The organism is Pandoraea cepalis, assembly GCF_902459665.1.
Classification (GTDB): domain Bacteria; phylum Pseudomonadota; class Gammaproteobacteria; order Burkholderiales; family Burkholderiaceae; genus Pandoraea; species Pandoraea cepalis.
The window spans coordinates 348,265-370,884 of record NZ_CABPSL010000001.1 but is presented as its reverse complement, the minus strand read 5'-3'; the positions used below and the strand labels follow the sequence as shown (position 1 = coordinate 370,884).

Genomic DNA, 22,620 nt, shown 5'->3' with positions numbered 1-22,620 from the left:
CGCGATGAAACTCGACTGGTCGACGCTGGCACTGCAAACGATCAACGCGCTCATTCTGGTGTGGCTGCTCGCGCGCTTTTTGTTCCGTCCGGTCGCGAAGATCATGGCCGAGCGTCAGGCCAGTGCCAATGCATTGATGAGCGACGCGACGGCCGCAAAGCTCGCGGCGCAGGCCGAGCGCGATGCAGCGCAGGCCGAACGCGAGCAACTTGCCGCACAGCGAGCACAGACGCTCGCGCACGTCGAGAGCGAAGCGCAAGCGCAGCGCGCGGCGCTGCTCGCCGCGGCGCAGGAAGACGCGTCTCGGCTTCGCGCCCAGGCTGCGGCGGAAATCGCGCGCGAGCGGGCGTCGCAGGCCGACGCGGCGGCGTCGGAAAAGCTGCAGCTCGCCGTCGACATTGCCGCGAAGTTGCTTGATCAACTGCCCGATGGCATGCGCGTGACGGCGTTCATCGCCGGACTGGCGAATGGCGTTCACCTGCTGTCGCCGGCCGCGCGCGCAGAAATGGCCGAGGACGCGTCACTGCGGCTCATAGCGCCGCGCGCATTGACGATGGATGAACGTGCGGCGTGCGCCGCAGCGCTCGCCACCGCGCTAGGGCGCCGCGTCGAATTCACTACCGAGGTCGATCGAGCGCTGATCGCAGGACTTGAGTTGTCGGGCACGCACGGCGTAGTCCGCAATAGTTGGCGAGATCGGTTGGCACAGATTCATGACGGGTTGCTTCGCGATGACGGCCGCCAACGCTGATGTCAACGACGACCCGGCGGCCGACGGGTGGCTCGCCCGCCAGCGTGCCGCGCTCGAGCGCCTCACTCCCGAACCGAGTGCGGCCAGCATCGGGCGCATCGAGCTGATCGCCGACGGCATTGCGTTTCTCTCGGGCCTGCCCGACGCGGCGCTTGACGAGGTTGTCGAGATCGAGTGCGGCGCACGCGGATTCATTCATTCGCTCGACGACACCACCGCCAGCATTGTGCTACTCGACGGCGACACGCCAGTGCGGGCCGGGATGCATGTCGTTCGTACCGGACGCGTGCTTGACGTACCCGTTGGCGATGCGCTGCTCGGACGCGTCGTCGATCCGCTTGGCAGACCGCTGGACGCAGGCGAGCCGCCCAAATGCGAAGCGCGCCTGCCCGTGGAACGCCCGGCGCCCGCAATCATCGAGCGCGACGTCGTGCATGAGCCGCTCGAGACAGGTGTACTGGTCGTCGATGCGCTCTTTGCCATCGGACGCGGCCAACGTGAGCTGATCATCGGAGACCGCGCAACTGGCAAGACCTCCCTTGCCATCGATGCAATCGTCAATCAGAAGCATAGCGACGTAATTTGCGTGTATGTCGCGGTCGGGCAACGCTCCACGGCGGTGCAGCGCGCCATCGATGCCGTGCGCGAGCACGGCGCGCCCGAGCGCTGTATTTTCGTCGTGGCATCTGCGGCAACGCCGCCCGGGCTGCAATGGATCGCGCCGTTTGCGGGCTTTTCGATTGCCGAGTTCTTTCGCGATCGCGGCCAGGACGCGTTGATCGTGATCGACGATTTGACAAAGCACGCGGCAACGCATCGCGAGCTTGCGTTGCTCACGCGCGAGCCGCCCGGGCGCGAGGCGTATCCCGGCGATATTTTCTACCTGCACGCGCGCCTGCTCGAACGCGCGGCCAGGTTGTCGGCAGCGCTCGGCGGCGGCTCGCTGACCGCGCTGCCGATCGCCGAGACGCACGCTGGCAATCTGTCGGCGTATATCCCGACGAACCTGATTTCGATCACGGATGGACAAATCGTGCTTGACGCTGCGCTTTTCGCCGCGAATCAACGGCCCGCAGTGGATGTCGGATTGAGCGTGAGCCGCGTCGGTGGCAAGGCGCAGCGCGCGGCACTGCGCGATGTCGCGGGTCGTTTGCGGCTCGACTACGCGCAGTTTCTCGAACTCGAAATGTTCAGCCATTTCGGCGGTCTTGCTGACGCGCGCGTCAACGCGAAAATCGAGCGGGGCAGGCGGATCCGTGCGCTGATCACACAACCGCGCTTCAGCGCATTGCGCGTGGCCGATCAGATTGCGTTGCTCGCGGCCCTGGATGAGGGTGTCTTCGACGGCATCTCGCGCGACGTCACCGCCTGGGTTCGCGACAAACTGAAGCGCGCGGACGAGGCGGCTCGCGATGCGGCCGCTGAGGCGTGGCCGTTGTCCGCGCTCGACGACGCACAGCGCAAGCATCAGGTCGAGCGGATCCGCACGCTTGTCGAACGGGCCGTGCATGAGCACGTCAATGGGAGTACCGGGCGGTGATATCGCGATGACCAGCAAGCTCAGTGAAATTGAGAGCCGCGCCGCGTCAGCGACGCAACTCGAAGCGGTGATTGGTGCGATGCGTGGCATTGCGGCAGCGCGCGAGCGTGAGGCGCAGGCTCGGCTTGCCGGTATTCGCTCGAGCGCAGCCATCGTCGGCGATGCCATCGGCAGGGTGCTGGCGGCCGTGCCTTCAGACGACGCGACCGATCCCGGAACGGCGGAAACCGGCACCCGCATTCTGATCGTCGTGTGCACAGAGCAGGGTTTCGTTGGCGGCTTCAATGAGCATCTGCTCGCGAAGGTCGAGTGCCTGAAGGGGAACGCGCCAGCCGACCTCTTCGTGGTTGGTACGCGAGGCGCGATGCTGGCTCGAGAGCGTGCATTGCCGTACGCGCTGTCTGTGCCGATGGCGTCGCATGCGGACGACGCGATGCGGGTGGCCGGACAGATCGCCGATGCGGTGTTTTCGCGTTTTCGCCATCATGCATCGTCGGCGCTTTGGCTCGTCCATGCGACGCCCGGCCCTGCCCTCGACGAACGCATCGTGACTCGCCAGCTCGTGCCGTTCGAGTTCGCGCGATTCCGACTGTCATCGCACAGGCAGCCGCCGCTCGTCAATCTTCCACTCGACGTATTGCTGACTGGGCTCACCGAACGCTATGTGTACCTCGAGCTATGCGAAGGCCTGATGCAATCGTTCGCGTCGGAAAATGCAGCGCGCCTGGCGGCGATGCTCTCGGCGAGTCATCACGTGAGGGACCAGCTTTCGGCGCTCACGCGCGAGTCTCGTATCGTCCGGCAAGACGCGATTACCACTGAAATCGCCGAGTTGTCGGCGGCCAGGGCCTATGCGCAACCATCGCCCCCCATGCAGCGTCGATAGCGCGGGATGGGGACACGCTGGATTCGGTGCCAATCCAGCAACTCGGCGATCTCGGCAAGCACTCCATTCGTGAACACCAGGAGCGCCCAACCGCGCGTCGGTGCCCGGCTCACCGGTTCACGCGTCCCCGTCCTCGATGGACAGCGGCAGCGCGTGCGCGTCCTCGCGCCAGGCGCCATCGCCGAGCGAGCGTTCCACCACGCTCAGACAGCACGCATCGAACGCCTTTTCAATAGCATCACGATCCATGCCGCGTCCGATGAACACCACTTCGTTGATGCGGTCACCCCAGGGCGCCTCCCAATTCGTCTCGATGGCGGCGCGCTGCGGATCGCCCTCGGGCGGCCATACGGCCTGATCCACGGCCGCCCACCACTGCCCCATCGGCTCCAGCGTCGCCGTATTGCCCGCGCGCGAGTACGCGAGCGCCCACGCCGGGTGACTTGCGGCCCAGACATAGCCCTTCGCACGGATCAGACCGTCGAATGGCTGCGACATGAACGATGCAAAGCGCGCCGGATGCAACGGCGCACGACGACGCAGCACAAAGCTCGTCACCCCGTAGGTGTCGGCCTCTGACACAGGCTCGCCTTCGAGCGCCTGCGCCCAGCCGGCCATTCGCTCTGCCCGCTCGGGATCGAAAAGTCCCGTGCCCAGTACGTCGGCGAGCGGTACCTGTCCGTGCTCGCCCAGCACGATGCGGGCCGACGGATTGAGACCGGCGATCAGCGCCTTGACGGCGTCGAGCCGCGCCGCGTCCACGCGATCCCCCTTGCTCACGACCACCACATCCGCAAACTCGATCTGCTCGGTCAGCAGTTCGGCCAGACGTCGCTCATCCTCCTCACCGGCCACCTCGCCGCGCTGCGAGAGCGTGTCGACACTGTGGAAGTCTTCCAGCACATGGAGGGCGTCGACGACCGTTACCATCGTGTCGAGACGGGCGATGTCGGCGAGCGATTTGCCCGCCTCATCGCGAAATTCAAACGTCGCGGCCACCGGCATCGGCTCGGCAATACCCGTCGACTCGATGAGCAGGTAATCGAAGCGCCCCTCCTGCGCCAGATCGCGCACCGCGATGAGCAAATCCTCGCGCAACGTACAACAGATGCAGCCGTTGCTCATCTCGACGAGACGCTCCTGCGTGCGCGAGAGCGCCGCGCCCGCCTTGGCCGCACCGCGCTCCACGAACGACGCATCGATGTTCACCTCGCTCATGTCGTTGACGAGCACCGCCACACGCAGGCCGTCGCGATTGCGCAGCACATGGTTGAGTAGCGTGGTCTTGCCGGCGCCGAGAAAGCCGGACAGCACGGTGACGGGCAGGCGACGGTCGGCGTCGCCGAATGCCCCGGAAGGAAGCGTCATGGCAGCAAAGTCCTGTGATCTTGTGGGTTCGGCACGGCGCGCATGGCGCACACAGCCCGCGTCACGTTCGCCCGTCCCCAACGCCGCACGATTTGCGGCTCGATTAATGCAACCAAGTTGCAATATGGCGCGATGATACTGAGACCGAGGGAATTTTGCAACTCAGTTGCAAATAACGAACATGCGTCGATGGCATCGTCACGACACATTGCCGCGCGAGACGCGGCCCCCTGGGAACCCGCAGATGGCTGCGTCGGTCTGCAAGGTCTGCGATACTGCGCGAGCGGCGTTGAGCGCGTCTGCGCGCAGGACAACGCGAGCGCCTCGGCGGCGTGTGCGAGCGCGTTCGGCCTACCGCTCGCCTGCGAACACCGCCCCCTAATGTCTTCGCGGCATATTCAAATCATTACCCAACTCGTTAGCCCACTCGATATGCGCATTTCCAAGAAAGCTTCCCATGCTCCTCGTGCCACCGGCTTCCTGCGTCGCGCGACGCACGGACTCACACTGGCGACCGTGGTCGGCTTGACCGGGTTCGCGCAGGGGGCATGGGCCCATGCGCACGTCGTCTCGAGCGATCCGGCCGCGCAGGCGAGTGTCGCGGCGCCGAAGGCCGTGCGCGTAACGTTCGACTCGACGCTCGAAGGCGCGCTCTCGAAACTTGGCGTCGTCGACGCCCAGGGCAGGCCGGTCACGCAGGCCAAGGCCGAACTCGACGCCTCGCGCAAAACGCTCACGTTGTCGCTTCCCGCGCTTGCCGCCGGTCGCTATCAAGCGAATTGGGTCGCCGTCGCGAGTGACGGCCATCGCACGCAGGGCAACATCAAGTTCTCCGTGAAGTGATGTCGGCCGATCTGGCCGCCGGCACCTGGCAGCCTGCCACCGCGGGGCTGCTAAACCTCGCGCTGGCACTGGCCCTCGGCGTGCTGCTGCTGCGCAGTCCGCACGCAGTGCGGCGCGGTCTCACCCTGCGCGTGCTGCCGGCCTTTGCGGCGGGCCTCGCCATACTCGCGTGGATCGCCTACGTGTTCGCCAGCACCGATGCGATGACAGGCGGCGATTGGGAAAGCACGGCCGCCATGATGGGCGACGTATGGGTGGTGCTCACCCAAACCCACTTCGGCCGGATGCAATGGATCGCCGCGCTCGGCGTCGCACTGCTGTGCGCGGGCGTCTGGGCCTGGTACGACGCGCGACGCCGCCTGCGCGCGGCGCTGCCGATCGCCGACGATCCTCGCGACCGGCATCATCGTCGCGAGCATCGTCAGGAGCGCTATGCGCGCATGGTCTACGCCGCCGGCGCCGTGACGCTGGCGCTCGCCCGCGCCGGGACGGGGCACGCGGCCGATGCGGCCGTGCCGTGGCTCGCCGTTGGCATTCACACGCTGCATGTCGCCGCCGCGGCCTCATGGACCGGCGCGCTGCTCGTGGCCGGATGCGCGATCCCGGGCTGGCGTCATTGGCCAGTGGGCGCGCGGGCAGCGTATGGCGAACGGCTTTCCTCGGTCGCCGCGCTGGCCATGGTCGTCGCGCTGGTGACGGGGGCGTTCAACGCATGGCGCACCCTCGGTGAGACGCCCTCGCTGTGGTTCGCCCCCCAGAACGCGCCGTACTTCGCCTGGCTCGTCACGAAGCTCGTGCTCGTCGGCTTTGCCGCATTGCTGGGTGCGTGGAACCGTTGGCATTTCTTGCCGCGTCTTGCGCTGGACACGGGCGAGACGCCGCTGGATACGACGGCCTTCGCGCGCGTGGTCGCCATCGAGGCGCTCGTGCTCGTGATGGTGATGAGCCTTGCGGCCAAGCTTGGCACGACGATGCCGCCGGGCGGCTGACCGAATTCGACAGCAAGAAACGGAGCGCGGCATCGCGACCCGTTCCCTACACTGAAGGCAAGTCCTCAGTCGTCCGGAGCCCCCTGCGATGCCCACCTATCCAATGACCGCCAAACGTCCCCTTCAGCCCGGCGCCCCGACCGGCAGCCCGAGTCGTTCGCAGACCCGGACGCCGACTGTCCCGGCGAGCCAGCTTTCGGCCAAATCGCGCTACGCGACCGACGACGCCAAGTGGGCCGCGGTCGCGGCGCGCGACAAACAGGCGGATGGCCAATTCTTCTATGCCGTGCGTACGACCGGCGTGTATTGCCGCCCCTCGTGTGGCGCGCGGCTCGCGCGGCGCGAAAACGTGACGTTCCATGCCGATAGCGCCGCAGCCGAGCGCGCGGGCTTTCGTGCCTGCAAGCGTTGCCAGCCGGCGCTTGGCGCGTCTGGCGCGCGCCAGGCCCGTCACGCCGCACTGGTGAGCGCCGCTTGCCGGCAGATCGAGGCGGCCGAGGTGCCACTGCGACTGGACGCGCTCGCGGCCGAGGCCGGCCTGAGCCCGCACTATTTCCACCGACTGTTTCGCGCAGTCACGGGCGTGACCCCACGCGCTTATGCCAGCGCGCGTCGCGCCGAGCGTGTGCGCGACATACTGTCCGCCGCCGAGAGCGTCACGTCGGCGTACTACGACGCAGGCTTCAATTCCAACGGCCGCTTCTACGCGAGTGCCGACACCCTGCTCGGCATGAAGCCCGCGGCGTACCGCGCGGGCGGCAAGGCCGAATCGATCCGCTTCGCCGTGGCGCAGTGCTCGCTCGGCGCATTGCTGGTCGCCGCCACGCCGCGCGGACTCTGTGCCGTGTCGTTGGGCGACGACCCCGATACGCTGGTGAAGGCGTTGCAAGACCGCTTTCCGCATGCGGAACTGGTCGGGGCCGACGCCGAGTTCGAGCGATGGGTGGCCCAGGTGGTGGGGTTCGTGGAGTCGCCGCGCGTCGGTCTGTCGTTGCCGCTCGATGTGCGCGGCACGGCGTTCCAGCAACGCGTGTGGCAAGCGCTGCGCGACGTGCCTGCCGGTGCGACCGCCAGCTACACGCAGATCGCCGAGCGCATTGGGGCCTCTCGTGCGGTGCGTGCGGTAGCACAGGCATGCGCATCGAACCCGTTGGCCGTCGTGATTCCGTGCCACCGCATCGTGCGCCAAGACGGCGCGCTGTCGGGCTATCGCTGGGGCGTCGAGCGCAAACGCGCCTTGCTCGCCCATGAAGGCGAGGAAAGTGCCGACGCGACGACCCAGGTGACGCAGTGAGCGCGCGCGTGCTGTCGCTCGATTGGGCCGCCCTCGAAGACGAACTCAATGGCTACGGTGCGGCGCGCATTCCACAACTGCTGAACGCGAGCGAGTGTGCCACGCTTTGCGCGATGTACGGCGAGACCGGCGCGCCACTGAGCACTGCGCCCACGTCGCCGCGTTTCCGCAGCCGTATCGTGATGGCGCGTCACGGGTTCGGGCAGGGCGAATATCAGTACTTCGCTTACCCGCTGCCGCCGCAGGTCGCCGCGTTGCGTGAAGCGTTCTACGCGCCGTTACGCGATATCGCGCACCGCTGGCACGCGGCGATGGGCATCGACACGCAATATCCGCCCACACACCGCGACTATCTCGCGCAATGTCACCGCGCAGGTCAGCGCCGCCCCACGCCATTGCTGCTGCGCTATGCGGCCGGCGACTACAATTGCCTGCATCAAGACCTCTACGGAGAACACGTCTTCCCGTTGCAGGTGGCCATTCTCCTGTCTCAGCCCGGCGAGGATTTCACGGGCGGCGAGTTCGTCGTCACCGAACAGCGCCCGCGCATGCAGTCGCGCGCCGAGGTGGTGCCGCTCACGCGCGGCGATGCGGTCGTGTTCGCCGTGCATCACCGTCCGGTAAACGGCACGCGCGGGGTGTATCGCGTCAACCTGCGACACGGGGTGAGCCGGGTGCGCAGCGGCCATCGACACACGCTCGGCGTGATCCTGCACGACGCCACATGACACTCGACCTTTTCGGCTCAGCGCACGACGACACCGACCACGGCACGCCGCCATTCGACGCACTCGGTCCGGGAGCATTCGTGTTGCGAGGGTTCGCACAGTCACAACTGACGGCCTTGCAGGTCGATATCGACGCGGTGATCGCGCAAGCGCCGCTGCGTCACTGGCTGACGCCGGGCGGCAAGCGCATGTCAGTCGCCATGACGAATTGCGGGGACGTGGGATGGATCAGCGACCGACAGGGATACCGCTACGGCACGCACGATCCGCTCTCGCAACAACCGTGGCCATCGATGCCGGCATCGTTTGTCGCGCTCGCGCGCCGCGCCGCCGGCGCTGCGGGGTATCGCGACTTCGCGCCAGACGCTTGTCTCGTCAATCGTTACTCGCTGGATGCGCGGCTCACGTTGCATCAGGATCACGATGAGCGCGATCTGGGCGCGCCCATCGTGTCGGTGTCGCTTGGACTTCCCGCGACGTTTCTGTGGGGCGGAGTGCACCGTGGCGATCGCACCCGCCGCATTCGTCTGGCCCCGGGCGACGTGGTCGTCTGGGGTGGGCCGTCGCGACTCGTCTATCACGGCATTGCGGGCGTCGAAGGCAGTTTCGACGCGCAAGCCGTGCGTTATAACCTCACGTTCCGGCAGGCATGCTGATCGCGCCAACGATCGACACGCACCGCCGTCGTCTCACGCTCAGTAGCCGACGGTAAAGCGCGCGCGCGGATGCGCGTTGCGCTCGAGTTCGTCGACCAGGGCGATGGCATAGTCTTCCATCGAGATCCAGCTCTTGCCGTTCGCATCGACGAGCAGACCGTCGCCACCGAGACGGAACTGGCCCGTGCGCTCGCCCGGCTCGAACAATGCCGACGGCGACAGGAACGTCCAGTTCAGCGGTGACGCCTTCGGCTCGGCGCGCAGCACTTGCAGGAACGCGCGGCCTGCGCTGGCTTCCGGCTTGTATGCCTCCGGGAATTCTGGCGTATCGATCAGCGCCTTGCCCGGCGCGACGTCCAGACTGCCCGCACCGCCCACCACGAGCAGACGCGGCACCCCGGCCCGCTTGACGGCGTCGATCAGCTTGGCCGCGTCCATGGATGCGAAGCGACCCGCGCTGATCACGGCATCGTGTCCGGCGAGCAGCGGCGCGAGCAACGTCGGGTCAGCGGCGTCGCCCTTGGCGACGGTGAGTCCCTGCTCGGCTTCGACGCGTTCTGGATTGCGGGCGATCCCCGTCACAGTGTGATTGCGTTGCAGCAGTTCGGCGGCAACGCGCGTACCCACGCGGCCGGTAATACCAATCAAGGCGACTTTCATCGGGATTCTCCTGGGAGTGACGAGTGAATTCGGGATAGGTGGCAGACGCTCAGAGCGCGCAGCCGTCGGGGCCGCACTGGGGCAAAGTGCTGGCGTCGCCGTCCGGGGAAGACGCCGCCTGCGCAGACAACAGACGCTCGCGCAACGCGTCGCGCCACACGTCGGGCTGCCCCAGATAATGTCCCACTTCGAGGCGCTCGATGTGACCGCCGATCGCCAGCGCGAACGTCGGGAAGCCGCTGCCGCCGACGCGGGCAAGCCACGCGCGGCTATCGCGGAAGTGCCGCATGAGGGCGTCGGCCGCCTGTGCATCGAGCGCTTGCGCGAAGGCCCCCCGGTCGAGACCGAGATTCGCCGCGACATCGATGAGCACATGGCGATCGGCAATACGTTTGCCATCGACATAATGCGCGCGCTGCAGCGCCGCGAACATGTCGAGCCCGCGGCCGGCCAACGCTTCGGCCGCCAGCGCGGCGGCCGTGGGCGGCGCGGAGTCGAACACGGCGGTGCCATCGCGCAGCAGACCGTCGAAATAGGCGTCGCCGAACGGCTGGCCGGTCAACGCCGCAATGCGACGGTCATGCGGCATGACGTAATCGCGCAGCTGCGGCGTAACCGGTTGCGCGTTCGGCCCGGCCATCATGCCGCCACCGTGAAACACGACATCGAGGCCGACCACGTCGCGCGCAGCGCGCACGAGCGGCGCCGCCGCGTAGCACCATCCGCACAGCGGGTCGGCGATGTAATGCAGAGTTGCCTGGGTCATCTCGATCTGTCCTGTGTCTTGCGACGCCGCCCTTCGACGCCTCTCATGTTTGCCATCGTAGTCGCGTCAGTCGCGCAAAAAAAGCCCATAATGGCGATCACTTTGTTGCATCGATCGAGCAAATCATGGATCGTCTGACGGCAATGCGGGTCTTTACCGAAGTGGCCGAACGCGGTTCGCTGACGGCGGCCGCGCAGCGGTTGGATATGTCGCGGGCGATGGTCTCGCGCTATCTGGCCGAACTCGAGGCGTGGCTCGGCACGCGGCTGCTGCATCGGACGACCCGTGCGGTCAGCCTCACCGACGCCGGGAGCGACGCGTTGCCGCGTTGTCGCGAGATGCTGGGTATCGCCGACGATCTGGCGTGTGCCTCGCACGCCGACAGTGCGCCGCGCGGCCTGTTGCGAGTGGCTTGCAGCACGTCGCTCGCTCAGGCATTCCTGGCGGCGGCGGTCACGCGGTTCATCCTGCGGTATCCCGGTGTCGCCATCGATCTCGTGGTGGCGGACCGCACCGTCGACCTGGTGGACGAGCGCATCGACCTGGCGATTCGCGTAACGTCCGAGCCGTCGCCCGGACTGATTGCCCGTCGTCTCGCCACGTGCCATTCGGTGGTCTGCGCGGCACCGTCATATCTCCGGCGCCATGGCGCGCCGGAGCGCGCCGAAGACCTCGCCCTGCACAACTGCCTGACCTACACGTACTTCGGCAAAAGCCTCTGGCAATTCACGCACAACGGCACACCGCTGGGCGTGCCCGTCGGCGGCAATCTATCGGCCAATGAAGTCAATGTAGTCTTCGCCGCTACGCTCGCGGGCGCGGGCATCTCGATGCAACCGGTGTATTCGGCGTTACCGCATCTGCGCGATGGCACCTTGCGTGCGCTGCTGCCCAATTACGTGCCACGCGAGATGACCGTCTACGGCGTCTACATGTCGCGCAAACAGATGCCCAGCGCATTGCGCGCCCTGCTCGACGATCTGGTCGAACAGTTCCGCACCGAGCTGTTCGAGGACACGGGCTACGCCGTGCCGCCGGAGACGCCCGCCGCGTGAGCCACCAGAGCCACGCAAGTCGATTGCGTCGCGTGCGCCACCCCACCGCGTTTTGTCTGTCGCGACATCGCGACGGCGTCACCGAATTGTCACACTCCCCGCGTAAAAACGTCGTCTGCCCAGCCTGCCCCGGCAGGCCGACGACGCGGCTCCCGCTCGTCAGCCGTTGCCGACCGGACGCGGGTGTGCACGCCTGCCTCGCCGAACGCCTCTGCCCGACTCGCCCATCAAGGACATCATGACGCACGACGCCAAGCCCCAACCTCACGATCCCGCGCTCGACGCCGCCCCAGCGCACGACGACAACCCGGCCGATCCGTCGCGCCGCCGTCTGCTTCAAGGCCTGGCCGCCATCGGTGCGGCCAGCGCGGCGGGCGCCACGACGGCACTGACCGGCTGCGCCGCCGAAGGCAGTGCCGGCGCACCCACGGCCGTCGCCGCGGGCGGCACGTTCGACGCCCAGCTCAAGGCCAACATCAAGACGGTGGTCGTGATCTATCTCGAGAACCGCAGCTTCAACAATCTGTTCGCCGATTTCCCCGGGTTGGAAAAGCCGCTCGCGAAAGTGCCGGCGTCGGTCTGCACCCAACTCGACCGCGACGGCAAAACGCCAATGCCGCTGCTGCCGCCGATCTTCGAGGGTCTCGTGCCGCGCGCTCAGACGATCGGCGGAAAGAAGTATCACATCGCCGAGAAGGACATCGCGCGGCAGCCGAACGCGCCATTCATGCTCAAGGACGCCGAAGGCCAGTTGCTGCCGACGTCGGTCATCACGCGCGATCTATGGCACCTGTTCTGGCAGAACCAGATGCAGATCAACGGCGGCACAAACAACCAGTTCGCCGCATGGGCCAACTCGGGCGGTCTGACGATGGGTTACTACGGCGAGACGGCCAAGACGCTCGACATGTACAAGATCGCGCAGCAGTACACAATGTGCGACAACTTCTTCATGGCGGCTTTCGGCGGTTCGTTCCTGAACCACCAGTTCCTGATCTCTGGACGCCCGCCGGTGTATCCGAACGCCGCGCAAAGTCCGGCCAAGGACAAGATCGCCGTGCTGGCCGACGGGCCGCAAGGTGTACGTCTGGCGGTGTCGCCGGCGTCGCCCGCGTCGGCGGCTGACGGTCCGCCGAAGTTCGTGCGCGACGGTGCCATCACGCCCGACAACTTTGCGGTGAATACGATGATGCCGGCGTATCAGCCGTCGCCGATCAAGCCCGCGGCCTCCGGCGACAAGCGTCTGGCCGATCCGTCGAACCCCGCCACGCTGCCCCCGCAAACGTTCCCCACCATTGGCGATGTGCTCTCGACGAAGGGCGTGTCGTGGGCGTGGTACGCGGGCGCGTGGCAGTCGGCGCTCGATCACAAGGGCGGTGCGGACAAACCGAACTTCCAGTATCACCATCAACCGTTCAACTACTTCGCCCAGTACGCGCCCGGCACGGCCGCACGCGAGATGCATCTGCGCGATGGTGGTGAAGGCGACAGCCCGATCGCGAACAAATTCATCGCCGACGCCATCGCCGGCAAGCTGCCCGCCGTCACGTTCTACAAGCCGCAGGGCAACCTGAACCAACACGCGGGGTATTCGGATGTGGAGTCCGGCGACCAACACGTGGCGAACGTGCTGGCCCATCTGATGAAGTCGCCGCAGTGGCAAAACATGATGGTCGTGATTACGTACGACGAGAATGGCGGCTGGTGGGATCACGTCGCGCCGCCGCAGGGCGACCGCTGGGGACCGGGCTCACGCGTTCCGGCGCTAGTGGTCTCGCCGTTCGCCAAACGCGGCAATGTCGATCACACCTTCTACGACACCACGTCGATCCTGCGCTTTATCACGCGCCTGTACGATCTGCCGACGCTCGAAGGCATCGCCCATCGCAACGCCGCCTTCGCGGCGCGCGGGGCCATGCCGCCGGGCGATCTGACGAAGACGCTGTCGTTCGCTTGAGGAAGGTGAAGGCCCGCGTCACGTGTGCAAAGCGAAGGCGTTGATGACGTCGACGTGCGCGTGGCACAACTGAGCAAAAGGGCATCTGCGTGTCCGCACTCCGATCTTTGGGGCGCTGTTTCACGCGGGTGCGCTTTCCGTTTCCGTGGCACCGCGTAAGTGGCACGCGGCGCATGCCCCCGGGTGAGACCGATCAGCCTTGCCCGTCGAGTTCGTCCGAGCGCAGCAGCAGTTTGTCGAGCAGTTGCTCGTACACGCGCATCTCGTCGTCAGTCAGCGTGTCGAACAATCGGTCGTAGTGGGCGCGCGCCGCATCGATCACCACGCGCCATACGCGCTCGCCCTCCGGCGTGAGCGTGACCTTGACCGCTCGGCCGTCGTGTTCGTCCGGCGCACGACGCACCAGTCCGCGCGATACCAGCCCGTCTGCCCCCCGGCTCGCCTGACTCTTGTCGAGATTCGCGCGACGCGCCAGCTCCGAGTTCGACAACGCCCCCGCCGTGCCCACCGCCGCCAACACGCGCGACTCGGCCAGACTCAATTGCGCCGCGTCGGCATACGACTGCGCGATACGTTTGTCGTGCTGCTTCATCAGGCGGTGCATCTTGTACGTCAAGAACTGGTCGAGCGATGGGTGGACAGGCCGCATCTCAGTGTTTTTCCCTAGTCGAAAACGGTCGATATTTTGTTGCGAGCGCAACCTTAGCACACTAGAATGGTTGTGTTAGCAACTATATGCTCGTTGGCGTTTTTGCCATTCGCGCGCTGCGCTTGCGTCGTCTCCCCGCTGACACGAGACTCGCTGCGTACGTGCCGAGCCGAATTTTTGGGTGTCGCATCATGCATCGACCAGAGACCACCCCGCGCGCGTCGCTTTATCACGCGTACCGCGTCCATCCGCACTTTGCGCCGCAGGGCGAGACAACCCCGGACGTCCCTGTCACCGTCGTGGGCGGCGGCCCCATCGGTATGGTCACCGCACTCGCGCTGGCACGCCATGGGGTGCGCTGTGTCGTGCTCCAGGCCGAACAGCAAGTCTCGGAAGGCAGCCGCGCCATCGTCTTCACGCGTCGCTCGCAGGAGATTCTGCAAGCCGTGGGCGTGGCCGACGCCGTGCTCGCGAAGGGCCTGCCATGGACCAGCGGGAATTCTTACTATCGCGGCCAGCGCGTCTTCCGCATGGAGTCGCCGGTGGACGAAGACGACCGATTCGCGCCGCTGATCAACTTGCAACAGAACGTGCTCGAGAGTTATCTGGTGGACGCCGTCGAGCGCCAGCCGCTCATCGAGATGCGATGGGGCAACAAGCTCGTTGCGCTGACGCAGGATGACCACGGCGTGGCACTGCAGATCGATACGCCCGAGGGCGAGTACACGCAACGCACGCGCTGGCTCGTCGCCGCCGACGGCGCGCGCTCGACGGTGCGCACCGCGCTGGGCCTGCGTTTCGAAGGGGCGAGCTACGAAGGCCGCTTCGTCATCGCCGACATCCGCATCGATCTCGATCTGCCCACCGAGCGCCTGGCGTACTTCGCCCCCGACTGGAATCCCGGCAACACGGTGCTCATGCATCGCGAGCCGGATGGCATCTGGCGCGTGGATTATCAATTGCCGGCGTCGGAGACGTCCGAGCACGCGCTGCAACCCGAGACGATTCGCGAGCGCATCGACGCGCAGCTCGACATGATGGGTCTCGGCGGCACGCCGTGGGAACTCGACTGGTGTTCGGTCTATTCGGCGCGCGCGCTTACGCTGCCCGACTACGTGCACGGACGCATTCTCTTCGCGGGCGACGCCGCTCACCTGCTGCCGATCTTCGGCGTGCGTGGGGCCAACACTGGCTTCCAGGACGCCATCGATCTGTCGTGGAAACTTGCCGCAGTTGCCAAGGGTGCGGCACCGGCGTCGTTGCTCGCGTCGTACACAAACGACCGCGTGGGCGCGGCGCGCGAGATCATCGCGGAGGCCGGCAAGAGCACACGCTTCATGACGCCACCCTCACATGGCTTCCGTGTGTTGCGCGACGCCGTGCTCGATCTCTCGCTCGATCACGAATTCGTGCGGCCGCTGTTCCACTGGCGCACCTCGCGCGCGCACGACTATCGCGACTCGCCGCTCAACAGCCCCAACGACGACAACGCGCGGATGACGGCGGGACCCGGCGTCGGTGCGCCGGCGCCGAACGTCAAGCTCGGCGACAACGACTATCTGTACGACCACCTCGGCGCCGCGTTCCATCTGGTGACGTTTGGCGATGCCCCGCTCGACGATGCCGTGCGTCATGCGCTGGTGACGTGGCGCGAGCGCGGTGTGCCGGTGAAGGTGATCGCGTTCGCGCCGTCGGAAGACGACGTGACGGGCGCGGACCTCACGCTGCCCGATCCGACGGGCCATGCCGCGACGAAGTACGGTGCCGCCAGCGGCACGGCGTACCTCGTGCGTCCCGATCATCATGTCTGCGCCCGCTGGCAGCAGCTCGACGCCACGCGTCTTGCCAGCGCGCTCGCACAGGCGACGGCCCACGCCTGAGCCGTCACCTCACACAAGGAAGCTCTGCCATGACCGCCCAACCAACCGCCATCGCCGGACTCGAGGAGATTTACGACACCCTCGCGCTGGCCATCGACGCCGCACCGGACGACAAGCGCGAGCTGCTGCTCGCCAAAGTCGTTCTGCTGTTGGCACACGAGATCGACGATCCACAGCGCGTGATCGACTGCATTCAGCAAGCCGCCCGCAGCGCACAGGATTAAACACGGTTCCCTTCGGCGTCCGCCCTCGATGGCGGACCCGCTTTCATCACACCGCCACACAATATCCGAGGCGGGGAGCGTTGGAGAAGACACCCATCATGAGTCGTATCACGTCTGCCGCCGGTATCGCCGGCGGAATCGCTGCACCCGCATCGCCCGCCGCTGTCGCCCTCGATGGCACGCCGGCGTCGCAGTGTCTTCCGAACGAGGCCCTGGAGCGCGAAGTCGTACGCAAGGTCTCGCGCCGCCTGCTCGGCTTCCTGTTCGTGCTGTTCCTGTTCTCGTTTCTCGATCGCATCAACGTCGGCTTCGCCGCGCTCACGATGAGCCAGGATCTGAAGCTCACGAGCACGATGTTCGGCATGGCCTCGACCGTGTTCTACCTCACGTATGTGCTGTGCGGTGTGCCGAGCAATCTGATGCTCGTGAAGGTCGGCGCGCGTCGCTGGATCGGCACGATTCTGATCGCGTGGGGCTTCGCTTCGAGCGCCACGATGTTCGCGCACGACGCCACCAGCCTCTATCTGATTCGCGCCATCGTCGGCATTACCGAGGCAGGCTTCCTGCCGGGCATGCTGCTCTATATGGGCGACTGGTTCCCTTCGGCCGCGCGCGCACGCGCCAATGCCTGGTTCATGATCGCCATGCCGGTGACGTCCGCACTCGGCGCCGCCGCATCGGGCTATTTGCTGCGGCTCGACGGCGTAGGCGGACTCGCCGGGTGGCAGTGGCTCTTCGTGCTCGAAGGACTGCCGACGGTCTTGCTCGGCGTCGTCACCTGGTGGTATCTGGACGACAAACCCGCCGACGCGCGCTGGTTGAGCGTCGCCGAAAAGCGCGCGCTCGACACGATGATCGCCCGCGACCGTGCCGCCGCGCTCACGCAACAGACGGGCGGTGCGGCGCACGCCGGCAACAGTATGTGGCGCGCCATTCTCACACCGAGCGTGGCGAAGTTTGCGCTGGGGTATTTCTGCCTCGTCAACACGCTCTCGCTGGCGTCGCTGTGGATTCCGCAGATCGTGAAGAGCTTCGGCACGACGAGCAGCAACGTGACCATCGGCCTGCTCGCGGCGATTCCGTCGGTCTGCACAATTGCCGGCATGATCTGGTGGGGACGCCGCTCCGACCGGCTGCAGGAACGCCGCTGGCATCTGGTGCTGCCCATGCTCTTCTCCGCGGCGGGCTGGGTCGTCACGTGCTTCGCGCCGGAGCCGGCGCTGCGCCTCGCCGGGGTAGCGATGGCCTCGACCGGCGCCTACACCGCCATGGCGATCTTCTGGACGGTGCCCGACCGCAGTCTCGCCCCGCATACGCGCGCCCTCGGACTGGCGGTCATCAACGCCGTCGGCAATCTCGGCTCGGCGCTCAGTCCGATTGTCGTGGGCGCACTCAAGGACTGGACGCACTCGTTCACCTCGGGCCTGATGTTCGCTGCCGTAAGCTTGCTCGTCGGCATTGCGGTGCTGTGGTTCGCCCCGCTGGGGCAGCGTCGCGGCAACCGCTGATTCCGGTCACGGCATGACGGACACCGTTCCGGGCCATAATGCGAAACGTCTTCGCGTTCAAGGAACCCCGTCATGCCAGTGACACCCCCTGTGGCCGCCCAAGGCCCCACGCTCGTCGTTCTGATCGACGCCGATAACGCCGCGCCCGCCATCGTCGAAGGACTGCTCACCGAAGTGGCCAAGTACGGCGTGGCGAGCGTGAAGCGCATCTACGGCGACTGGACCAAACCCAATCTCGACGGCTGGAAGAAGTGCCTGCTCGAATACTCGATCCAGCCGATTCAGCAGTTCCGCTACACCGTCGGCAAGAACGCCACCGACAGCGCCATGATCATCGACGCGATGGATCTGCTCTACACGGGACGCTTCGACGGCTTCTGCCTCGTCTCCAGCGACAGCGATTTCACGCGGCTCGCCTCGCGCATTCGTGAGCAGGGACTGATCGTGTACGGCTTCGGCGAGCGCAAGACGCCGCAGCCGTTCGTCACGGCCTGCGACAAGTTCATCTACACGGAATTGCTGCGTCAGGACGACGAGCCGGACGGCGACGAAGCCCCGGCGCCGCGCAAGCGCCGCAGCGCGTCGGACCTGAAGCGCGACACGCGCCTCGTGCGGCTGCTGCGTAACGCGGTGACCGGCGTGTCGGACGAGGACGGCTGGGCGAGTCTTGGCCCCATCGGCAGCCATATCGCCAAACAGGCGCCGGACTTCGACTCGCGCAATTATGGCTTCGGCAAGCTGAGCGACCTCGTGGCGACCATCGGCCTGTTCGACGTCGAGCAGCGCACGGGCAGCGGCGGGAACAAGAGCCTCTGGGTACGGATCAAGCCCAGGCGCGGCACGGCGAAACGCGGCGAATGAGCGCGCTCGAAACTTTTTTCGACGATATCGCGCGAAACACTTGTCAGGTTCCGGAATTCCCCCTATACTCGCGGTCTTTCTAGGCTCGTAGCTCAGCTGGTTAGAGCACCACCTTGACATGGTGGGGGTCGTTGGTTCGAGTCCAATCGAGCCTACCAACGAATCAAAAGCACAAGGCGTTGCGCGTTTTTCGCGTAACGCCTTTTGTTTTTTCCGCGACCGCGCGAAGCCCATCGCCCGCGTTACAAAACGACACATCCCCGACAAACTGGTAGCACCTGCCGCGCGGGGTCATCGATACACTGGCTTCAACGGTTCGACGAAAGGCATCAGGATGGGAATGCTTCCCGGCTTGCACGGCCTTCGCGAATCGATCCGACTCACTGGCTTCATTGCCCACGCGCACGCAGTCGCACCATGTCATCGAACGATGCATCGACCTGCGAGCGTCACTGGAGGACATCATGAAACGCATGCTTATCGTCGCTGCCCTTGGCGCCGCCGCCGCTCTTGCTTCCAGCGCCGCGTCGGCCCGTGTCGATGTTGGCGTCTATCTCGGCTTGCCCGCGCCAGTGATTGAAGCGCCGCCGGTCTACGTGGCACCGCAGCCTGTCTATGTGCAGCCGCGCCCCATGTACGAAGCCCCGCGTCCGGTTGTCTACTACGGTCGCGACCGCTGGGACGACTGGCGTGATCGCCGCTGGGAAGACCGTCACGATCGCGGCCACCACCGCGGTTGGGGCTGGCGTCACGGCGACGACGACTGATTCCACAACGAACGAAGCGGTCCGCCGATTGGCGTCGGCGGGCTTTTTACGCGGGAAGCGGCACTGTCGCTTTCCGCGTTCTTTTGTTCATCGCATCGACACGTCGCGCAACTCCCGCTTCATCCACTCCACGAACACGCGCGTGCGCGATGGCAGCAGTCGCGCGTGGGGATACACGATATTGACCGGCCGTGCCGGACCTTCGTAGTCCTTGAGCACGCGTACCAGACGGCCGTCGGCCATCGGCGCAGCGACCTGATACGAGAGGAAGCAGCCGTAGCCCATTCCGCCCAGGCACGCGTCGATGGCCGTGAGGCCGTGGCTGACCTCGAGATTGCCGTCGACCGGTACGACGAATTCGCGCCCTCCCTCCCAGAACCGCCACTGTCCGAAGCCGCCACCATGCGAGCGGATGCAATTTTTGCCCGCCAGGTCGTGCGGGTGCGTCACTTCCCCCTGCTCGGCCAGACACGCCGGACTCGCCACCACCACGCGACGAATGGCCCCGAGGCTTTGCGCAACGAGCGTGGAGTCGTCCAGCGGCGAGATGCGAATCCCGACGTCGATGCCTTCCTCCCAGAGATTCACCACGCGATCGTTGAGCAACAGCCGGCATTTGACGGCCGGATACGCGCGCAGGAAGCGATATAGCGCGGGCGCGACGTGCAACTGCCCGAACAGCACCGGCGCCGTGACCACGAGTGTGCCGCTCGGCGCCTCGTGCCGCGCCGCCAGCCGCGCTTCCGCCTCCTGGAGTTCGCTCAGGATCTGGCGGCACGTGTCGAGATACGTCCGCCCCTCTTCGGTGAGCGCGATACGGCGCGTGGTGCGATTGAGCAACCGGACATCGAGCGATGTTTCGAGCGCCGCCAGCGTGCGCACGACCGCCGGGAGGGAGGAGTCGAGCGCGCGCGCCGCCGCACTCAGGCTGCCCTGATCGACGATGGCGACGAACGTCTGCATGGCACGAAGTTTATCCATACCGCGCATCATTACTCCGAATATTGGAGCAGTCAAATCAGCTCTGCGGCATTTATCCGGAAATCGGCTTGATGGAAAATCGGTGCATCGCGTGACACGCCTGAGCGCAGGACTCACGCGGCCTCGCTCACCACCGGAGACATCTCATGGCCCACCCCGCCGAAACGCATGCCCCCTCACCCGAGCCGTCCTTGCGCCCAACGCGTCCGATTCGCCTGTATCGGCATGCGCTGTCAGGCCATTGCCATCGTGTCGAACTGATGCTGCACCTGCTGGATCTGCCATACGAGACCATCGACATCGACCTGATGACGGGGGAGCAAAAGCAACCGGCGTTTCTTGCGCTCAACCCGTTCGGGCAAGTACCGGCCATCGACGATGACGGGCAGGTGATTGCCGATTCGAATGCGATTCTCGTCTACCTCGCAAGTCGCTACGATGCGCATGGGACCTGGTTGCCCCGTGACCCCCTGACGGCCGCCACGGTGCAGCGCTGGCTGTCGGTGGCTGCGGGCGATCTGGCCTTCGGACCGGCGGCCGCGCGCGTGGTTGTCGTGTTCAAGCGTCCCATCGACGCCACGGCGATGATCGAGCGCGCCACACTCCTCCTGTCGCGCATGCAAGCCCATCTGTCGGCACCGCAGGCGACGCCGTTTCTCGCCGGCGACACGCCAACGATCGCCGACGTGGCGTGCTATACGTATCTCGCGCATGCGCCCGAGGGCAACGTCTCGCTCGAACCGTATCCGGCCGTGCTTGCGTGGTTGGCCCGTGTCGCCGCGTTGCCGCGCTTCGTGCCGATGGTGTCGAGCGCTTGCGGCCTGAACGCCGCCTGAGCCTCGGGAGGACATCATGAATACGTCCGAATCCCCTTCGGTCCCCACGTCACCGTTCCATGCAGGCGAACTCGCCGTGCAGACACTGGCCGGTTCGCGCGAAGCGATAGCGGATATCGGGGCGCGGGTGATCCGCAGCGCGATGCCCGATCAGCATCGTCAGTTCTTCGCCCAGTTGCCGTTTCTGGTCGTGGGTGCGCTCGACGCGCGGGGGCAACCCTGGGCAACGCTGTTAAGCGGCACGCCCGGCTTCGCTCAGGCGCCGGAGCCGACGTTGCTGCGGGTGAATGCCTTGCCGCCCGCCACCGATCCTTTGTACGGCGCCGTGACGCCAGGCGCGCCGGTGGGCGTGTTGGGGCTCGAGCCGTCGACACGCCGCCGGAATCGTGTGAACGGACAGGTCGTCGACGCAGATGCGCAGGGCTTTGCGATTCGCGTTGCGCAGAGCTTCGGCAACTGCCCGCAGTACATCCACAAACGCGATATCACGCCGCAAGCGCACGCGGCACCGGCACTGGCCGAGCCGCCGCGGGCATCGCTCGACGACGATGCGCAATGGCAGATCGCGAGCGCCGACACGTTCTTCATCGCCACGCATTACGCGGGCGACGGCGCGACCGAGCGCAGCGCCGGTACGGACGTCTCGCATCGCGGCGGCAAGCCGGGCTTCGTGCGTGTCGACGATGCCAACACGCTGACGTGGCCCGACTTCCGTGGCAACGCCTACTACAACACGCTGGGCAATCTGCACGCCAATCCGAGGGCGGGACTGGTGTTCGTCGACTTTGCGTCGGGCGACTTTCTGCACGTGGCAGGCGACGCGGAAATTCTTTGGCAGGACGAAACGACGAGCGGCTTCGCCGGCGCGCAGCGGCTTGTGCGCATGCGGGTGCGCGAGGTTCGGCGCGTGCATGGCGCGCTGCCGGCCGCGTGGCGCGATGGCGAGACGTCACCGAGTGTCGAGCGCACGGGCACGTGGCCAACGGCTTGATATTGCGCGCTCACATCCCATTCGCCTAGGGCTCGCCTCAGGTTCGCCACCGATTCGGCTCGGGTTCACGTCGGGTTCGCCTCGCGCTTGCCGCAAGGGATCGCTGCGTGTAAAGTGTGCCCACGCCCGTCGAGAGACGGGCGCCTCTTTTCTCCTCATCGATCCATGACTGTTCACACGTCCCTTCGACTTGCCGTAGCACCGCCGCAACGCGCGGTGGGTGCACGTCTGCGCGGACGTTTTGCAGCAGTCGCGCCTCCCCCGCCGGCCGGCGTGGCACCGCCCGCTGGGGTGGTCGCTGCCGCAGTCGCCGATACCGGCGTCGTGGCCTGACGCCACCGTTGGCGCGCCGGGCGTTCGTCGCCCGGCACAACACCTTTTCATTCGAATTTCAGTTTCGATCCGCCTGTCAGCGCATCGTGCGTCGAAC

The 22,620-nt window shown here is 66.2% G+C and carries 22 protein-coding genes and 1 tRNA gene; 18 read left to right on the top strand and 5 right to left on the bottom strand.

The genetic code is table 11. From position 1 onward, the window contains the following. The first annotated feature begins 4 nt into the window (after window positions 1-4). Genes PCE31106_RS01665 through PCE31106_RS01655 form a run of 3 tightly spaced genes read left to right on the top strand, consistent with a single transcriptional unit; the run spans window position 5 to window position 3,177 of the window. Window positions 5-751 carry a F0F1 ATP synthase subunit B family protein gene (locus PCE31106_RS01665; RefSeq protein WP_150562178.1) on the top strand — a complete coding sequence of 249 codons (747 nt, stop codon included), beginning with the start codon at window positions 5-7 and terminating at the stop codon, window positions 749-751. Continuing rightward, complete coding sequence (locus tag PCE31106_RS01660) at window positions 714-2,291, top strand: F0F1 ATP synthase subunit alpha (RefSeq protein WP_437343780.1); 1,578 nt, start codon at window positions 714-716, stop codon at window positions 2,289-2,291. The genes PCE31106_RS01665 and PCE31106_RS01660 overlap by 38 nt, the downstream gene beginning before the upstream one ends. Before the next feature lie 7 nt (window positions 2,292-2,298). Beyond that, window positions 2,299-3,177 carry a F0F1 ATP synthase subunit gamma gene (locus PCE31106_RS01655; protein ID WP_254440881.1) on the top strand — a complete coding sequence of 293 codons (879 nt, stop codon included), beginning with the start codon at window positions 2,299-2,301 and terminating at the stop codon, window positions 3,175-3,177. Between the two features lie 117 nt (window positions 3,178-3,294). Here the strand turns inward: PCE31106_RS01655 and PCE31106_RS01650 are convergent, their stop codons facing one another. Beyond that, complete coding sequence (locus PCE31106_RS01650) at window positions 3,295-4,545, bottom strand: GTP-binding protein (protein WP_150562177.1); 1,251 nt, start codon at window positions 4,543-4,545, stop codon at window positions 3,295-3,297. 432 nt (window positions 4,546-4,977) lie between these two features. Between PCE31106_RS01650 and PCE31106_RS23925 the strand changes: the two genes are divergently transcribed. The 5 genes from PCE31106_RS23925 to alkB all read left to right on the top strand — a co-directional run bounded on the left by PCE31106_RS23925 (window position 4,978) and on the right by alkB (window position 9,055). Next, window positions 4,978-5,388, top strand: a complete 411-nt coding sequence (locus tag PCE31106_RS23925) for a copper resistance protein CopC (protein WP_174974915.1) — start codon at window positions 4,978-4,980, stop codon at window positions 5,386-5,388. Then, the gene (locus PCE31106_RS01640) at window positions 5,388-6,377 is read left to right on the top strand and encodes a CopD family protein (protein WP_150562175.1); all 990 of its coding nucleotides are present in this window, start codon (window positions 5,388-5,390) and stop codon (window positions 6,375-6,377) included. The genes PCE31106_RS23925 and PCE31106_RS01640 overlap by 1 nt, the downstream gene beginning before the upstream one ends. Window positions 6,378-6,465: 88 nt before the next feature. After that, window positions 6,466-7,671 carry a bifunctional DNA-binding transcriptional regulator/O6-methylguanine-DNA methyltransferase Ada gene (ada, locus tag PCE31106_RS01635; protein ID WP_254440880.1) on the top strand — a complete coding sequence of 402 codons (1,206 nt, stop codon included), beginning with the start codon at window positions 6,466-6,468 and terminating at the stop codon, window positions 7,669-7,671. Then, window positions 7,668-8,399, top strand: coding sequence for a 2OG-Fe(II) oxygenase (locus tag PCE31106_RS01630; protein WP_150562174.1), 732 nt, complete (start codon window positions 7,668-7,670; stop codon window positions 8,397-8,399). Before ada ends, PCE31106_RS01630 begins: the two co-directional genes overlap by 4 nt. Beyond that, window positions 8,396-9,055, top strand: a complete 660-nt coding sequence (gene alkB, locus PCE31106_RS01625) for a DNA oxidative demethylase AlkB (RefSeq protein WP_150562173.1) — start codon at window positions 8,396-8,398, stop codon at window positions 9,053-9,055. The genes PCE31106_RS01630 and alkB overlap by 4 nt, the downstream gene beginning before the upstream one ends. Window positions 9,056-9,094: 39 nt before the next feature. Here alkB and PCE31106_RS01620 read toward each other — a convergent pair whose 3' ends face one another. After that, window positions 9,095-9,715 (bottom strand): NAD(P)-dependent oxidoreductase, encoded by a 621-nt coding sequence (locus PCE31106_RS01620; protein WP_150562172.1) that lies wholly within the window; start codon window positions 9,713-9,715, stop codon window positions 9,095-9,097. A 49-nt stretch (window positions 9,716-9,764) separates the two neighbouring features. Continuing rightward, window positions 9,765-10,481 carry a DsbA family protein gene (locus tag PCE31106_RS01615; RefSeq protein WP_150562171.1) on the bottom strand — a complete coding sequence of 239 codons (717 nt, stop codon included), beginning with the start codon at window positions 10,479-10,481 and terminating at the stop codon, window positions 9,765-9,767. Between the two features lie 125 nt (window positions 10,482-10,606). Here PCE31106_RS01615 and PCE31106_RS01610 point away from each other — a divergent pair, with 125 nt between their 5' ends. Next, the gene (locus PCE31106_RS01610) at window positions 10,607-11,536 is read left to right on the top strand and encodes a LysR family transcriptional regulator (protein WP_150562170.1); all 930 of its coding nucleotides are present in this window, start codon (window positions 10,607-10,609) and stop codon (window positions 11,534-11,536) included. Window positions 11,537-11,774: 238 nt separating this feature from the next. After that, window positions 11,775-13,493, top strand: a complete 1,719-nt coding sequence (locus PCE31106_RS01605; RefSeq protein WP_150562169.1) for an acid phosphatase — start codon at window positions 11,775-11,777, stop codon at window positions 13,491-13,493. Window positions 13,494-13,686: 193 nt separating this feature from the next. On the opposite strand, the gene PCE31106_RS01600 is transcribed toward PCE31106_RS01605, so the two are convergent. Continuing rightward, window positions 13,687-14,142 carry a MarR family winged helix-turn-helix transcriptional regulator gene (locus PCE31106_RS01600; protein WP_017235705.1) on the bottom strand — a complete coding sequence of 152 codons (456 nt, stop codon included), beginning with the start codon at window positions 14,140-14,142 and terminating at the stop codon, window positions 13,687-13,689. 191 nt (window positions 14,143-14,333) lie between these two features. Between PCE31106_RS01600 and PCE31106_RS01595 the strand changes: the two genes are divergently transcribed. From PCE31106_RS01595 to PCE31106_RS01570, 6 genes are all read left to right on the top strand, one after another. Continuing rightward, complete coding sequence (locus PCE31106_RS01595; RefSeq protein WP_150562168.1) at window positions 14,334-16,022, top strand: FAD-dependent monooxygenase; 1,689 nt, start codon at window positions 14,334-14,336, stop codon at window positions 16,020-16,022. A 29-nt stretch (window positions 16,023-16,051) separates the two neighbouring features. After that, a complete protein-coding gene (locus tag PCE31106_RS01590) occupies window positions 16,052-16,246 on the top strand; it encodes a DUF2783 domain-containing protein (RefSeq protein WP_150562167.1) in 195 nt (64 codons plus the stop codon). 98 nt (window positions 16,247-16,344) lie between these two features. Then, window positions 16,345-17,754, top strand: a complete 1,410-nt coding sequence (locus tag PCE31106_RS01585) for an MFS transporter (RefSeq protein ID WP_150562166.1) — start codon at window positions 16,345-16,347, stop codon at window positions 17,752-17,754. Between the two features lie 72 nt (window positions 17,755-17,826). After that, window positions 17,827-18,615, top strand: a complete 789-nt coding sequence (locus tag PCE31106_RS01580; RefSeq protein ID WP_051060351.1) for an NYN domain-containing protein — start codon at window positions 17,827-17,829, stop codon at window positions 18,613-18,615. A gap of 81 nt (window positions 18,616-18,696) precedes the next feature. Next, a tRNA-Val gene (locus PCE31106_RS01575) sits at window positions 18,697-18,773 on the top strand. Between the two features lie 306 nt (window positions 18,774-19,079). Next, window positions 19,080-19,382, top strand: coding sequence for a hypothetical protein (locus tag PCE31106_RS01570; RefSeq protein ID WP_150562165.1), 303 nt, complete (start codon window positions 19,080-19,082; stop codon window positions 19,380-19,382). Between the two features lie 87 nt (window positions 19,383-19,469). Here PCE31106_RS01570 and PCE31106_RS01565 read toward each other — a convergent pair whose 3' ends face one another. Beyond that, complete coding sequence (locus PCE31106_RS01565) at window positions 19,470-20,363, bottom strand: LysR family transcriptional regulator (protein WP_150562164.1); 894 nt, start codon at window positions 20,361-20,363, stop codon at window positions 19,470-19,472. Between the two features lie 146 nt (window positions 20,364-20,509). Here PCE31106_RS01565 and PCE31106_RS01560 point away from each other — a divergent pair, with 146 nt between their 5' ends. Together PCE31106_RS01560 and PCE31106_RS01555 are read left to right on the top strand one after the other, a co-directional pair. Continuing rightward, on the top strand, window positions 20,510-21,199 hold the full coding sequence (locus PCE31106_RS01560) for a glutathione S-transferase family protein (protein ID WP_150562163.1): 690 nt from the start codon (window positions 20,510-20,512) through the stop codon (window positions 21,197-21,199). 16 nt (window positions 21,200-21,215) lie between these two features. Continuing rightward, a complete protein-coding gene (locus PCE31106_RS01555; protein WP_254440879.1) occupies window positions 21,216-22,190 on the top strand; it encodes a pyridoxamine 5'-phosphate oxidase family protein in 975 nt (324 codons plus the stop codon). Window positions 22,191-22,620 lie beyond the last annotated feature (430 nt).

Coding starts and splice junctions, on each gene's coding strand:
- PCE31106_RS01665 (WP_150562178.1), top strand. CDS start 5: ATGAAACTCGACTGGTCGACGCTGGCACTGCAAACGATCAACGCGCTC.
- PCE31106_RS01660 (WP_437343780.1), top strand. CDS start 714: ATGACGGGTTGCTTCGCGATGACGGCCGCCAACGCTGATGTCAACGAC.
- PCE31106_RS01655 (WP_254440881.1), top strand. CDS start 2,299: ATGACCAGCAAGCTCAGTGAAATTGAGAGCCGCGCCGCGTCAGCGACG.
- PCE31106_RS01650 (WP_150562177.1), bottom strand. CDS start 4,545: ATGACGCTTCCTTCCGGGGCATTCGGCGACGCCGACCGTCGCCTGCCC.
- PCE31106_RS23925 (WP_174974915.1), top strand. CDS start 4,978: ATGCGCATTTCCAAGAAAGCTTCCCATGCTCCTCGTGCCACCGGCTTC.
- PCE31106_RS01640 (WP_150562175.1), top strand. CDS start 5,388: ATGTCGGCCGATCTGGCCGCCGGCACCTGGCAGCCTGCCACCGCGGGG.
- ada (WP_254440880.1), top strand. CDS start 6,466: ATGCCCACCTATCCAATGACCGCCAAACGTCCCCTTCAGCCCGGCGCC.
- alkB (WP_150562173.1), top strand. CDS start 8,396: ATGACACTCGACCTTTTCGGCTCAGCGCACGACGACACCGACCACGGC.
- PCE31106_RS01620 (WP_150562172.1), bottom strand. CDS start 9,715: ATGAAAGTCGCCTTGATTGGTATTACCGGCCGCGTGGGTACGCGCGTT.
- PCE31106_RS01615 (WP_150562171.1), bottom strand. CDS start 10,481: ATGACCCAGGCAACTCTGCATTACATCGCCGACCCGCTGTGCGGATGG.
- PCE31106_RS01610 (WP_150562170.1), top strand. CDS start 10,607: ATGGATCGTCTGACGGCAATGCGGGTCTTTACCGAAGTGGCCGAACGC.
- PCE31106_RS01605 (WP_150562169.1), top strand. CDS start 11,775: ATGACGCACGACGCCAAGCCCCAACCTCACGATCCCGCGCTCGACGCC.
- PCE31106_RS01600 (WP_017235705.1), bottom strand. CDS start 14,142: ATGCGGCCTGTCCACCCATCGCTCGACCAGTTCTTGACGTACAAGATG.
- PCE31106_RS01595 (WP_150562168.1), top strand. CDS start 14,334: ATGCATCGACCAGAGACCACCCCGCGCGCGTCGCTTTATCACGCGTAC.
- PCE31106_RS01590 (WP_150562167.1), top strand. CDS start 16,052: ATGACCGCCCAACCAACCGCCATCGCCGGACTCGAGGAGATTTACGAC.
- PCE31106_RS01585 (WP_150562166.1), top strand. CDS start 16,345: ATGAGTCGTATCACGTCTGCCGCCGGTATCGCCGGCGGAATCGCTGCA.
- PCE31106_RS01580 (WP_051060351.1), top strand. CDS start 17,827: ATGCCAGTGACACCCCCTGTGGCCGCCCAAGGCCCCACGCTCGTCGTT.
- PCE31106_RS01570 (WP_150562165.1), top strand. CDS start 19,080: ATGAAACGCATGCTTATCGTCGCTGCCCTTGGCGCCGCCGCCGCTCTT.
- PCE31106_RS01565 (WP_150562164.1), bottom strand. CDS start 20,363: ATGGATAAACTTCGTGCCATGCAGACGTTCGTCGCCATCGTCGATCAG.
- PCE31106_RS01560 (WP_150562163.1), top strand. CDS start 20,510: ATGGCCCACCCCGCCGAAACGCATGCCCCCTCACCCGAGCCGTCCTTG.
- PCE31106_RS01555 (WP_254440879.1), top strand. CDS start 21,216: ATGAATACGTCCGAATCCCCTTCGGTCCCCACGTCACCGTTCCATGCA.